At 64.4% G+C, this 12,605-nt stretch carries 8 protein-coding genes; all 8 read right to left on the reverse strand.

All coding sequences use genetic code 11. The features are described from left to right. Positions 1-84: 84 nt before the first annotated feature. Entirely contained in the window at positions 85-3,021 is a 2,937-nt protein-coding gene (locus CAG44_RS20035) for a DUF748 domain-containing protein (protein WP_085692851.1), read from the reverse strand. A gap of 78 nt (positions 3,022-3,099) precedes the next feature. After that, positions 3,100-3,969 carry an oxygenase MpaB family protein gene (locus CAG44_RS20040; RefSeq protein ID WP_085591709.1) on the reverse strand — a complete coding sequence of 290 codons (870 nt, stop codon included), beginning with the start codon at positions 3,967-3,969 and terminating at the stop codon, positions 3,100-3,102. A gap of 42 nt (positions 3,970-4,011) precedes the next feature. Then, a complete protein-coding gene (gene acs, locus CAG44_RS20045; RefSeq protein ID WP_085692852.1) occupies positions 4,012-5,946 on the reverse strand; it encodes an acetate--CoA ligase in 1,935 nt (644 codons plus the stop codon). Between the two features lie 198 nt (positions 5,947-6,144). Continuing rightward, positions 6,145-7,809 carry a glucose-6-phosphate isomerase gene (gene pgi / locus CAG44_RS20050; protein ID WP_025340692.1) on the reverse strand — a complete coding sequence of 555 codons (1,665 nt, stop codon included), beginning with the start codon at positions 7,807-7,809 and terminating at the stop codon, positions 6,145-6,147. Between the two features lie 562 nt (positions 7,810-8,371). After that, complete coding sequence (gene panC / locus CAG44_RS20055; RefSeq protein ID WP_025340691.1) at positions 8,372-9,235, reverse strand: pantoate--beta-alanine ligase; 864 nt, start codon at positions 9,233-9,235, stop codon at positions 8,372-8,374. Next, entirely contained in the window at positions 9,232-10,032 is an 801-nt protein-coding gene (panB, locus tag CAG44_RS20060) for a 3-methyl-2-oxobutanoate hydroxymethyltransferase (protein WP_075046418.1), read from the reverse strand. Before panB ends, panC begins: the two co-directional genes overlap by 4 nt. A 262-nt stretch (positions 10,033-10,294) precedes the next feature. Continuing rightward, positions 10,295-10,774: a 2-amino-4-hydroxy-6-hydroxymethyldihydropteridine diphosphokinase gene (gene folK / locus CAG44_RS20065; protein ID WP_013974273.1), complete on the reverse strand. Its 480-nt coding sequence runs from the start codon at positions 10,772-10,774 to the stop codon at positions 10,295-10,297. Further along, positions 10,771-12,159, reverse strand: coding sequence for a polynucleotide adenylyltransferase PcnB (locus CAG44_RS20070; RefSeq protein WP_015271847.1), 1,389 nt, complete (start codon positions 12,157-12,159; stop codon positions 10,771-10,773). The genes folK and CAG44_RS20070 overlap by 4 nt, the downstream gene beginning before the upstream one ends. Positions 12,160-12,605: the final 446 nt, after the last annotated feature.

Genomic DNA, 12,605 nt, shown 5'->3' on the forward strand with positions numbered 1-12,605 from the left:
ACAGGTACTGCACAGGCCTTGAACTGTGTGCGGTCCCTGTGGGAGCGGGCAAGCCCGCGAAGAGGCCAGACCTGCTAGTAGAAGTTACTCGGCATCCAGATGCATCGGCGTCACCACCCGCCCATCGCTCTCGGCCTGGCCCAGGTTGGTATCGATGAAGTACACCCGGTCATCTTCCAGCTGGCCTTTGTCCACCAGGTAATCCTTGATGCTGCTGGCCCGCTCCTGGCCCAGCGTGCGCAGTAGCGCAGTACTCTCGGCCCAGGACTTGATCACCGCCTCGCGCAGCTTGGCGGTGCGCTCGTCGCGGCCCAGTTGCTCCCATTCGGCAGGCGGCTGCTGCTTCAGGCGGTTACGGTAGATGCCTTCGAGCATCGCCGGTTTGTCACTGTCGTCGACCACCAGCATCGAGGCATTGGCCGGCACCTTGTCACCGCGACGCTGCAGGATCTTGTACCAGGTGGCCTGGTACTCGCGCTCCAGGCGCTGCTGGGCGATCAGCGGGCCATCACTGGCCTGGGCGCTGGTGCCTTCGATTTCCAGGCGCAGTTCCGGGCGTTCCTTCAGGGCCGACGCCAGCTTGTCCAGCGATGCCTGGGCGTCGCTACCGAGCTCGCTGGAGCCCGGGGCGAAGGCCACGTTGCCCAGGTCTTCCGAGCCACCGCCGGCAACCAGCCCGCCAATGAACTTGAACGGTGCCTGCGCCGCACGCAACACCAGGTTGCGCAGGGTTTGCCAGACGATCGGCATCACGCTGAACTGCGGGTTGTTGAGGTCGCCGGACACCGGCAGCTCGATCGAGATCTTGCCTTCGGTGTCCTTCAGCAGCGCCACCGCCAGGCGGATCGGCAGGTCCACTGCGTCCGGGCTGTCGACCTTCTCGCCCAACTGCAGCTGCTCTACCACCACCTTGTTTTCAGCCTTCAGCTGGCCATTGGTGATCAGGTAGTGCAGGTCGAGGTTGAGCCGGCCCTTGCGGATGCGGAAGCCGGCGAACTTGCCGGAGTAGGGGGTGAGTGTGGTCAGCTCGACCCGCTTGAAGCTGGTGGCGATGTCCAGGCTGGCTAGCGGGTTGAACGGGTTGAGGGCGCCTTTGATGGTGACCGGCGCGTAGCGGTCGACCTTGCCCTTGACGTCGACCTTGGCCGGCACCGGCTTGCGGTTGTCGATGGTGCCGATCCGGCCGTTGAGCTGCTGGATGGCCGTGGCGAAGTTGGGGGTGAGGGACAGGTCGGCGAAGTTGGCCGAGCCGTCGTTGATGTCGATCTGGCCGATGTGGATGCCCAGCGGCTTGTCGTTGCTGGCAGCGGCCGGCTTGGCCTGGCTGGTCGCCGGGGCGCCGGCCGGCTGCGGGATCAGCAGGTCGTTGATGTTGGTGGTGCGGTCCTCGTTGATGATGAAGCGCGCATAGGGTTGCAGCAGAGTCACCTTGTCGATCGACAGCGCATCGCCGTGCACGTAGGACAGGCCGTCGACGTTCACCTGCTGCCATTTGACGAAGTCACGGCTTTTGATGGTGTCGAGGGTGTGCAGCTGGCTGACCTGTGCCTTGCCGGTAACGCTGAAGGCCAGCGGTGCGGTGTTCTTCAGGTCGACCTTGAGGTCGCTGGCGAGCATGCCGCTGCGTAGCTCCAGCAGGATGAACGGGCTGATATAGGCCTGGGCCACTCGCAGGTCGATGTCGCGGGTGCTCACGTCCAGCTTGGCCCAGATGGGCGCCAGGTTGACCTGGCCGGCCGCCTGCAGTTTGCCTTGCTTGCCCACGCCGGTATCGAGCTTGAGGGTGAAGGGCGACTTGTTGAGGCTGTCGAAACCTTGCAGGTCGGCGTTGAGCGGGCCGACGTCAAGGGCTACCGGTTCCTTCTGGGTACGGTCTGCCAAGTGCACCAGGTAATTACGCACTTGCACATCCTTGAGCAGCACCTGCCAGGGTTTGCTCGGCTCCTTGGCGGCTTGCTGTTCGGGCGTGGGTTCGGCGGCTGCCGGCTCGGCCTTTTCCTTCGGCGTGGCCTTGGCCGGCTGGCTGGCGAACAGCTTCTGCCAGTCGAGTTGGCCGTCCTTTTCCAGCGCAGCCCAGGTTTCCAGTTTTTCGCTGCGGATCTTGCCCACGGTGACCAGCTGCTTGACCAGGTCGACCGAGGTTTCGCTTACCTCCAGGCTGGCCAGGCGTGCCAGCGGCCGGCCATCCGGGGCCTTGATGGCAAACGGGGCGATGCGCACCGACGCGTTGTCCAGCAACAGTTCGGTCTGTTTGGCGAGGTTGAGCTTGTAGTGGGTGTCGAGGCTGACCACGCCCTCTTCCAGCACCAGTGGCACGGCATCGCGCACATAGGGCCAGAATGCCTTCATCTTGCCTTCGGTGATCTTCAGTGTGCCTTCAGAGGCGATCGGGGCCAGGCTCAGGGTACCTTTCCAGTCGATACGCCCGCCGTTGGGGCCGATGGCCACCAGGGTCATGTCGGCATTGTCGTTGGGCAGGGTGCTGAGGTTTTTCAGCTCCAGGTTCATGTTGTCGTAGAGGAACTCGATCGGCTCGCTCGGGCGCAGGTCCTCGAAGTGCAGGTAGCCGTCGCTGAGCTTGATGCTGCCGATGCGTAGCGGGAACGGGTCGCTGGGCGGCTCGTCAGGCTTGGCTTCGCTGGCTGGCAGTTTGAACAGGCGGGTCAGGTTGAGGGTACCGTCCTTGGCGAATAGCACTTCGTTGCGTGGCTTGACCAGTTCCACTGCGTCCAGGTGCAGGGCACCGCTCCACAGGCTGTCGAGCGAGAGGTTGGCGTACAGCCGCTCGAAGCCGACCTGCTCCTTGCCCGGCTCGCCGATCTGCAGGCCCCACAGCGTCAGCTCGAGGCTGAAGGGGTTGAGCTCAATCCGTTCGAGGTGGGCAGGCACGGTCGCGTACTGGGCCAACTGCTGGTTGGCGATGCGCAGCGCGACACCGGGGAGAATGAGAAAGCCGAGAAGGCTGTAGAGGGCTACGAGGGCCAGCAGTGCGCCAGCGGCGCGAGTCAATCCTTTGTACATGTGTCGCTTCGTCTGTCTAAGCAGGAGAGCTTGGAGTATGGCACGTTAAATCAGTTCCGCTGAGGCGACCATTTGACCTCATTCGATACCCATGCGCCGTTTGGCCCGATGCGCCGAGCCGTCGCGCATCGCCCAGCGCAGTATCGGCGCGGTGCGTTGCAGCCCCAGGCGGATCATGCGCCGCTGCAACGGGCCGTGCTGCAGGCCGAGCATGGCCTGGGCCCAGGCCGGCAGCAGGTCGATGCCGGCGTGCAGCATCAGCTTGCCCACTGGCTGTGCCAGGCGGCTGGGGGCGGGGGCATCGAGCAGGATGCCGACCACCTCATGGCTGCGGGCGTCGCAGTGCAACTGTGGGCGCATGCGCTGCAGGTAGTCCTCGACTTGCTGGCACGAGCGCGGCACGTCGCGGGCGCCAAGACGCTCGGCAATCAGCGCGATCTCTGCGTAGTAGGCATCCTGCTCGGTGCGCGCAAGGTGCGGGTTGCGGTAACGCAGGTGGGCGGCGAGGAAGCTGCTGACTTCCGCCACATGCACCCAGGTCAGCAGGTCCGGGTCGCTGGCCGCATATGGGCGGCCATCCGGCGCGGTGCCGGTCACCTGTAGGTGGATGGTGCGCACCTTGTCGATCAGCCACTCGGCATCGCGGGTGGCGCCGAAGGTGGTGCCGGAGATGAATTGGCTGGTGCGGCGCAGGCGGCCGAGCAGGTCTTCACGGAAGTTGGAATGGTCCCACACCCCGGCCAGGGCCAGCGGGTGCAGCAATTGCAGCATGAGGGCGCTGATGCCACCGACCAGCATGCTCGGGAAGTCGCCATGTACCCGCCAGCTGATACTGTGCGGGCCGAACAGGCCGGGGTCGCCCTTGGGCGATTCCAGGTCGAGCTGGCCGAGGGCCAGCCCGGTAAGGCTCATGACCTGGGTTTCGATGCGGCGGCGAAGGGCTTCCATGGCGACCTGTGGTTCAGGGCGGCCATGAACAGCGGCCGCCGGTTACTGGTTGAGGCGTTTGTCGATCAGGCCCTGCACCACGCTTGGGTCGGCCAGGGTCGAGGTATCGCCCAGGTTGTCGAGTTCGTTGCAGGCGATCTTGCGCAGTATACGCCGCATGATCTTGCCTGAGCGTGTCTTGGGCAGCGCCGGGGCCCACTGGATCAGCTCGGGCTTGGCGAAACTGCCGATTTCCTTGCTGACCAGGGCCAGCAACTCGGCCTTGAGCGCGTCGTCCGGCGTTACGCCATTCATGGGCGTGACGAAGGCGTACACGCCCTGGCCCTTCAGGTCGTGGGGGTAACCGACCACCGCCGCTTCGGCGACGCTGTCATGCAGCACCAGCGCGCTTTCCACTTCGGCGGTACCGATACGGTGGCCGGAAACGTTGATCACGTCATCGATACGCCCGGTGATCCAGTAGTCACCATCGGCATCGCGGCGGGCACCGTCGCCGGTGAAGTAATAGCCGGGCATCGGCTTGAAGTAGGTGTCGACCATGCGCTGATGGTCGCCATAGACGCTACGGATCTGCCCGGGCCAGCTGGCCTTGATCACCAGCAGGCCGGCACCGGGGCCTTCGATGAGCTTGCCCTTTTCGTCCAGCAGCACTGGTTGTACGCCGAACATGGGCTGGGTGGCACAACCGGGCTTGAGCGACTGCGAGCCGGGCAACGGGGTGAGCATGATGCCGCCGGTTTCGGTCTGCCACCAGGTATCGACGATGGGGCAGCGCTTTTGCCCGACTTCCTCGAAATACCACTCCCAGGCTTCGGGGTTGATCGGCTCGCCGACGCTGCCCAGCAGGCGCAGGCTCTGGCGTGAAGTGTTTTGCAGCGGTGCGGAGCCTTCGCGCATCAGCGCGCGCAGGGCAGTCGGGGCGGTGTAGAAGATGTTCACCTGGTGCTTGTCCACCACTTGCCAGAAGCGCGAGGTGTCCGGGTAGTTGGGCACGCCTTCGAACATCAGCGAGATCGCGCCATTGGCCAGAGGGCCATAGACGATGTAGCTGTGGCCGGTGACCCAGCCGACATCGGCGGTGCACCAGAACACCTCGCCGTCTCGGTAGTCGAACACCACCTTGAAGGTGAGGGTGGCCTGCAGCAGGTAGCCGCCGGTAGTGTGCAGCACGCCTTTGGGTTTGCCGGTGCTGCCGGAGGTGTAGAGGATGAACAGCGGGTCTTCGGCGCCCATCGGTTCGGGAGCGCAGTCGTCGCCGGCCTTTTCCGTTGCCTCGTGGTACCAGAGGTCACGGCCTTCGGCCCAGGCGACATCGCCGCCGGTGCGGCGCACCACGAATACGCTACTGACCGCGGGGCAGCTGGCCAGGGCCTTGTCGACGTTCTGTTTCAGCGGGATGCGTTTGCCGCCGCGCACGCCTCCATCGGCGGTGATCACCGTACGGCAGTCGGCATCGAGAATACGGTCGCGCAGGGCATCGGGCGAGAAGCCGCCGAACACCACCGAGTGGATGGCACCGATGCGGGTGCAGGCAAGCATGGCGAAGGCGGCCTCGGGGATCATCGGCATGTAGATGCACACCCGGTCGCCTTTCTTCACCCCGCGTGCTTTCAGCGCATTGGCCAGGCGGCAGACCTGGCGGTGCAGTTCGCGGTAGGTGATGGCCTTGGAATCCTTGGGATCGTCGCCTTCCCACAGCAGGGCGGTCTGTTCGCCGCGTCGGGCCAGGTGGCGGTCGATGCAGTTGTAGCTGACGTTGAGCTGGGCGCCGTCGAACCAGCGGGCGCTGCCGGTCTTCAGGTCGCATTGCTGCACGCTCGACCAGGGTTTTATCCAGTCCAGGCGCTTGGCCTGTTCGGCCCAGAAGGTGTCGGGGTCATCCACCGACTGGCGGTAGAGGCGGCGGTACTCGTCGGGGGTGAGGGCGGCGGACTGGCTGACGGCCAGGGCCTGGGGGTAGTTGCGGATATCGAACATGGCGGGTGGTCCTGCTCTTGTAAGGGGCGATGGACTGCAACGGCTATTCGATAGGACAGTGTAGCTGGGAGAGGTGTTCAACCTGTGCCGGCCTCTTCGCGGGCTCGCCCGCTCCCACAGGTACTGAACAGTTCTTGAGACCTGTACGGTACCTGTGGGAGCGGGCGAGCCCGCGAAGAAGCTGGCGAAGGTTTCAGATCAACCGCGGTGACGGCCGCGGAAGTAGTTGATCAGGCCTTGGGTAGAGCCATCTTCGGCGCTGTCTTCCAGGCTGCCGACCAGGCGTTGGTAAACGCCCTTGCCCAGCTCCTTGCCCAGCTCCACGCCCCACTGGTCGAAGGCGTTGATGCCCCAGATCACGCTCTGTACGAAGACCTTGTGCTCGTACATCGCCACCAGCGCGCCCAGGCGGCGCGGGCTGATGCGCTCCACCACCAGGGTATTGCTCGGGCGGTTGCCCGGGATGACTTTGTGCGGGGCCAGCTTTTCGATGTCCGCTTCGTTCAGGCCTTTGCCACGCAGCTCGGCTTCGGCTTCCTCGCGGGTCTTGCCCAGCATCAGCGCCTGGCTCTGCGACAGGCAGTTGGCGTACAGCCACTGGTGATGGTCGGCCACGGGGTTGAAGCTCACCACCGGCACGATGAAGTCGGCCGGAATCAGCTGGGTGCCCTGGTGCAGCAACTGGTGGTAGGCATGCTGGCCGTTGCAGCCGACGCCGCCCCAGATTACCGGGCCGGTGTCGGTTTTCACCGGGGTGCCGTCCTGCAGCACGCTCTTGCCGTTGGACTCCATGTCCAGCTGTTGCAGGTGCTTGGTGATGTTGCGCAGGTAGTGGTCGTACGGCAGGATCGCGTGGCTCTGGGCGCCCCAGAAGTTGCCGTACCACACGCCCAGCAGAGCCAGCAGTACCGGCATGTTCTTTTCGAACGGCGCGGTCTGGAAGTGCTGGTCCATGGTGTAGGCACCGGACAGCAGTTCCTTGAAGTTGGCGGTACCGATGGCCAGGGCGATCGGCAGGCCGATGGCCGACCACAGCGAGTAGCGCCCGCCCACCCAGTCCCACATCGGGAAAATGTTTTCTTCGCGGATGCCGAAGGCCACGGCGGCGGCCTTGTTGCTGGAAACGGCGATGAAGTGGCGGTACAGCTCGGCTTCCGAGCCGCCCTGGGCCAGGTACCAGGTACGCGCGGCCATGGCGTTCTTCAGGGTCTCGAGGGTGTTGAACGACTTCGACGAGACGATGAACAGGGTGGTTTCGGCGCGCAGGTTGGCCGACAGCTCGTGGAACTCACTGCCATCGATGTTCGCCAGGTAGTGGCAGCGCACACCGCGCTGGGCGTAGGGCAGCAGCGCCTCGGAGACCAGCTCGGGGCCGAGGAACGAGCCACCGATGCCGATGTTGACCACGTCGGTGATCGGTTTTTCGCTGTAGCCGCGCCACAGGCCGTCGTGGATGCGGCCGACCAGTTCGGTGATCTGGTTGAGCACCTTGTGCACTTCCGGCATGACGTTCACGCCGTTGACGCTGAGCTTGTCGCCCACCGGCCGGCGCAGGGCGGTGTGCAGCACCGGGCGGCCTTCGGAGGCGTTGATGATTTCGCCACTGAACATCGACTTGATGGCGTCCTGCAGGCCCACTTCGTTGGCCAGGTTCACCAGCAGGTCGCGGCTTTGTTCGGTGATCAGGTTTTTCGAGTAGTCGAGGAACAGGCCGCAGGAGCTCAGGGAGAACTGGTCGAAGCGCTTGGCATCGGCGGCGAAGGCTTCGCGCATGCTGAAACCTTGCATGGCGTCGCGGTGTTGCTGGAGCGCCTGCCAGGCGGGCAGGGCCGTGACATCGTGGGGTGTACGGTAATACGCCATTGCGCGGGGTTCCCTTGGTGCGTGGTGAGACCTTGGACACGGCACTCATTGCCGGGTTCAGGCTGGCACCATTATAGGCAAAGGCCACTTGCAGGGAATGGGTATGGCGGGGGAATTTGGGGGAGGCAACTGTCTTGTATTGCCTGTACTGGCCTCATCGCCGGCAAGCCAGCTCCCACAGGAATAGCGCATGGCTCGAGGCCGATGCGGTCGGGGTGTGATTTGGGGCGCAGCGGTCTTTGTGTTACCGGTACTGGCCTCATCGCCGGCAAGCCAGCTCCCACAGAAATAGCGCATGGCTAGAGGCCGATGCGGTCGGGGTGTGATTTGGGGGCGCAGCGGTCTTTGTGTTACCGGTACTGGCCTCATCGCTGGCAAGCTCCCACAGGGATAGCGCATGGCTCGAGGCCGATGCGGTCGGGGTGTGATTTGGGGGCGCTACCGGTACTGGCCTCACCGCTGGCAAGCCAGCTCCCGCAGGGATAGCGCATGGCTCGAGGCCGATGCGGTCGAGGTGGGAGCTGGCTTGCCGGCGAATGGGCTGCAAGGCAGCCCAAGGCCGTTACGCGGTCTTCTCTTCCAGATGCAGATACAGGTTGTCGATCAACCGTGTGTTACCCAGGTAAGCCGCCGCAATTACCACCAGGTCTCGATCATCGATCACTGCCGGGCGCAGGCTCACGGCATGACGCACTTCCAGGTAATCCGGCCGGAAACCAGCGGCGGTCAACTGCGCCTGGCCTTCGGCAACCAGCGCGGCAAAGTCCCGTTGGCCACGGCCGATGCCAGCAGCGATGTGCTGCAGCGTGCGGTACAACGCTGGCGCCGCAGCACGCTGCTCAGGCGTGAGGTAACCGTTGCGCGACGACAGCGCCAGGCCGTCCTCGGCCCGCACGGTGGGCTCGCCGATGATCTGGATCGGCATGTTCAGGTCGCGCACCATGGCACGGATCACCGCCAGCTGCTGGAAGTCCTTTTCACCGAACACGGCAAGGTCGGGCTGGACCATGTTGAACAGCTTGCTGACCACGGTGGCCACGCCTTCGAAATGCCCGGGCCGGCTGGCGCCGCACAGGCCTTCGGAAAGGTGGGGCACGCTGACGCGGGTTTGCACGCTCATGCCGTCGGGGTACATCTCTTCGACACTGGGCGCGAACAGCAGATTGCAGCCAGCCTGGAGCAGGCGCTCCTGGTCGGCGGCCAGGGTGCGAGGGTACTTGTCGAGGTCTTCGTTGGCGCCGAACTGCAGCGGGTTGACGAAGATGCTGGCGACCACGAAATCGGCGCGCTGCGCAGCCTTGGTCACCAGGGCGGCATGGCCGCTGTGCAGGTTGCCCATGGTCGGCACGAAGCCGATGCGCTTGCCTTCACCGCGGGCGCGGGCGACTGCGGCGCGCAGTTCGCGGACGGTCTTGACTGTATTCATGCACTGAACCCGTGTTCGCTGCCTGGGAAGCTGACTTGCTTGACCGCCTCGACGTAAGCGACGAGGGCGCTGTGGATATCCGGCTGGCCTTGCATGAAGTTCTTCACGAACTTCGGTACCCGGCCGCTCAGCGACAGCCCGAGCATGTCGTGCAGGACCAGTACCTGGCCATCGGTGCCGCTGCCGGCGCCAATGCCGATCACCGGGATGGATACGGCACTGGTGATTTCCGCCGCCAGTTCGCTGGGCACGCATTCGAGCAGCAGCATGGCTGCACCGGCCTGTTCCAGGGCGATGGCGTCGGCGCGCATCTGCCGGGCCTGGGCTTCATGGCGGCCCTGCACCTTGTAGCCGCCCAGCACGTTGACAGTCTGCGGGGTCAGGCCCATGTGCGCGCACACCGGCACGCCACGCTCGGCCAGCAGGCGGATGGTCTCGGCCAGCCAGGCAGCGCCTTCGATCTTGATCATGTGGGCGCCGGCCTGCATCAGCGTGGCGCTGTTGGCGAAGGCCTGCTCCGGGGTGGCGTGCGCCATGAACGGCAGGTCGGCGAGGATCAGCGCGCCGTCGTTGCCACGTTTGACGCTGGCGGTATGGTAGGCCATGTCCGCGGTGGTCACCGGCAGTGTGCTGTCGTGGCCTTGCAGGACCATGCCCAGCGAGTCGCCCACCAGCAACACTTCGACACCGGCCTGGCTGGCGGCCTTGGCGAAGGTCGCGTCGTAGCAGGTCAGCATGGTGATTTTTTCACCCTTGGCCTTGAGGCCATTGAGGGTGGTCAGGGTTACTTCAGGCATGTAGGAAATTCCTCGTTCAGGCGCTGTAAGAAACGACTGCATTCAACGCGTGTAGTCATCTTCCGGAGCGGCACATCATCGCGCGTGATGTTCGGGCACAGGTCCGTCCGGGCCTAAATACGGGTATGCGGCACTTTGGTGCCACACGGGACGCCTATAGTCGTGAGCGAGGTTGGGGAAGTCAATCACCCTGTTACCGCATTGTTACGATCAGGGTGTTACTGGCGTTACCGCGCCAGTGTGCAAGGCTGGAACGCCCGGTTTACAGGCGTTCCAGGCCGACGAACGGGCAGTCGTCGAGCAGTTGCGCGAGGGCGCGGCCGTCGGCCAGGCGGAAATCGCCCGGTACCAGTTCCGCCAGCGGGTACAGCACGAAAGGCCGAGCATGCATGTGGTAATGCGGCACTTTCAGGCGCGGCTCATCGAGTACCTGGTCGCCGAACAGCAGGATGTCCAGGTCCAGTGTGCGCGGGCCCCAGCGTTCCTTGCGCACGCGGCCCTGATCGTTCTCGATGGCCTGCAGTGCATCGAGCAGGGCCAGCGGTGGCAGGGCAGTGTCCAGGGCGGCGACGGCGTTGGTATAGCGCGGCTGGCCGGGCAGCAGCGAATCGCTGGTGTACAGGGCCGAGGCCGCCACCAGGCGCGTGGCTTCGACCTGGTCGAGGGCCTGCAAGGCGCTGCGCAGCTGCTCGGCAGGTGCGTCCAGGTTGCTGCCCAGGCCGATATAGGCGCGGGTACTCACTCGAACGCCTCGTCGCCACTGCGCTTGCGCTTGCCACCGCTACGCTTGCGTTTGCGCGGGCCGGCGCCGGTGCCTTCGTCACGGCTGCCCAGCTCGCGGATCATCTCGCGGCGCTCGCTGTCGTTGGCATCCTGGTAGTCGGTCCACCACTGGCCGAGGTCGTCGGTTTCTTCCCCGGCGCTTTCGCGCAGCAGCAGGAAGTCGTAGCCGGCACGGAAGCGCGGGTTGTCCAGCAGCATGTCGGCGCGCTTGCCGCTGCGGCGTGGCAGGCGCTCCTGCATGTCCCAGATCTCGCGGATCGGCAGGGTGAAGCGCTTGGGGATGGCGATGCGTGCGCATTGCTCGGCGATCAGGTCGTGGGCCGCACCGTTCATGGCCGGGATCGGTGGCACGCCCTGGTTCTGCAGGTGCAGCACGCGGGCCGGCAGGGCTGGCCACAGCAGCGCGGCGAAGAGGAAGGCCGGGGTTACCGGTTTGCCTTGCTTCACGCGCAGGTCGGTGTTGTTCAGCGCCTGGCTGATCAGCGTGTGGGTGTAGGTCGGGCGCTCGTCCAGGGCATGCGAACTGGCCGGGAACAGCGGCTCGAACAACTGCAGGTCGACCAGCATCTCGAAGACGATGGCGCCCTGGCCGGAGAGGAACAGCTTGAGGCTCTCTTCGAACAGGCGCGCTGGCGGAATCTCGCGCAGCAGTGGGGCCAGCTCGCGGATCGGCTGGACCGTGTGCTTTTCGATGCCGAAGTCGAGCTTGGCGGCGAAACGCACCGCGCGCAGCATGCGCACCGGGTCTTCCTGGTAGCGGTGGGTAGGGTCACCGATCAGGCGCAGCAGGCGGTTGCGAATATCGTGCACGCCGTTGGCGTAGTCGAGGATGCGCTCGCTGACCGGGTCGTAGTACAGGGCGTTGATGGTGAAGTCGCGACGTTGCGCGTCCTCTTCCAGGGTGCCGTACACGTTGTCACGCAGGATGCGGCCACTGGCATTGTGCGACGAACGGTGGCTGTCGCCCTGGTCGTCTTCCGAGTGGTGGGCGCGGAAGGTGGCGACTTCGATGATCTCACGGCCGAAATGCACGTGGACCAGCTTGAAGCGGCGGCCAATGATGCGCGCGTTGCGGAACTCGGCACGGACCTGTTCGGGGGTGGCACTGGTGGCGACGTCGAAGTCTTTCGGCGTGATGCCCAGCATCAGGTCGCGGACACAGCCACCGACCAGGTAAGCCTGGTAACCGGCGCTCTGCAGGCGTTCCACGATGTTCACCGCATGGCGGCTGAACTGGTGGCGTTGCAGCGAGTGCTGGCTCTTGTTGATCACCTCAGGCGTGGTGCGCCTGTGGTGCGGGCCCGGTACGGGCGGGCGGAACGACTGGAACAGCTTCTTCAGCATGGGATGCACTGTTTGAAGGAATGTTCGGCCAAGAATAGGAGAATGGCCGCATGATGGGCGGGGATTCTAGCATTTACTCAAGGAATGGTGTAGGCGGGTAGCAGGATGCATGCCGGAAGGGTAGAAACGACAAGGGGAGCCTAAGCTCCCCAAGAAGTCGTTGCGTGCTCTTATTGTTTTTTTGCTGGGCTTCTTGTTTTTGTTGAGTGCCCTGTCCACAAATCTCGAAGCTTATGGACGACCCCCAATCCAGGGGTTAAGAGCAAACGGATTGCTTTGGTCGCTGATGTCACGTTGATCTGTCGATCCAACCAGTTCAGGCGCTGCTTTTTAGTGCAGTTTTTATTGTTCTCTGCCTGGTTGTGGGGCAAGCCCCAAACACGCATCCTCTCCAAAAGAATCAGTTAGCTGCGCCTCCGCCGTCTTGTTTTTATTGTGCGTGAGCC

The organism is Pseudomonas sp. B13(2017) (genome assembly GCF_002113245.1).
GTDB classification, from domain to species: Bacteria; Pseudomonadota; Gammaproteobacteria; order Pseudomonadales; family Pseudomonadaceae; genus Aquipseudomonas; species Aquipseudomonas putida_Z.

Excerpts from the sequence above, each read along its gene's own strand:
- panC (WP_025340691.1), bottom strand. The coding sequence starts at position 9,235 with ATGAATACAGTCAAGACCGTCCGCGAACTGCGCGCCGCAGTCGCCCGC.
- acs (WP_085692852.1), bottom strand. The coding sequence starts at position 5,946 with ATGTTCGATATCCGCAACTACCCCCAGGCCCTGGCCGTCAGCCAGTCC.
- CAG44_RS20035 (WP_085692851.1), bottom strand. The coding sequence starts at position 3,021 with ATGTACAAAGGATTGACTCGCGCCGCTGGCGCACTGCTGGCCCTCGTA.
- pgi (WP_025340692.1), bottom strand. The coding sequence starts at position 7,809 with ATGGCGTATTACCGTACACCCCACGATGTCACGGCCCTGCCCGCCTGG.
- CAG44_RS20070 (WP_015271847.1), bottom strand. The coding sequence starts at position 12,159 with ATGCTGAAGAAGCTGTTCCAGTCGTTCCGCCCGCCCGTACCGGGCCCG.
- CAG44_RS20040 (WP_085591709.1), bottom strand. The coding sequence starts at position 3,969 with ATGGAAGCCCTTCGCCGCCGCATCGAAACCCAGGTCATGAGCCTTACC.
- panB (WP_075046418.1), bottom strand. The coding sequence starts at position 10,032 with ATGCCTGAAGTAACCCTGACCACCCTCAATGGCCTCAAGGCCAAGGGT.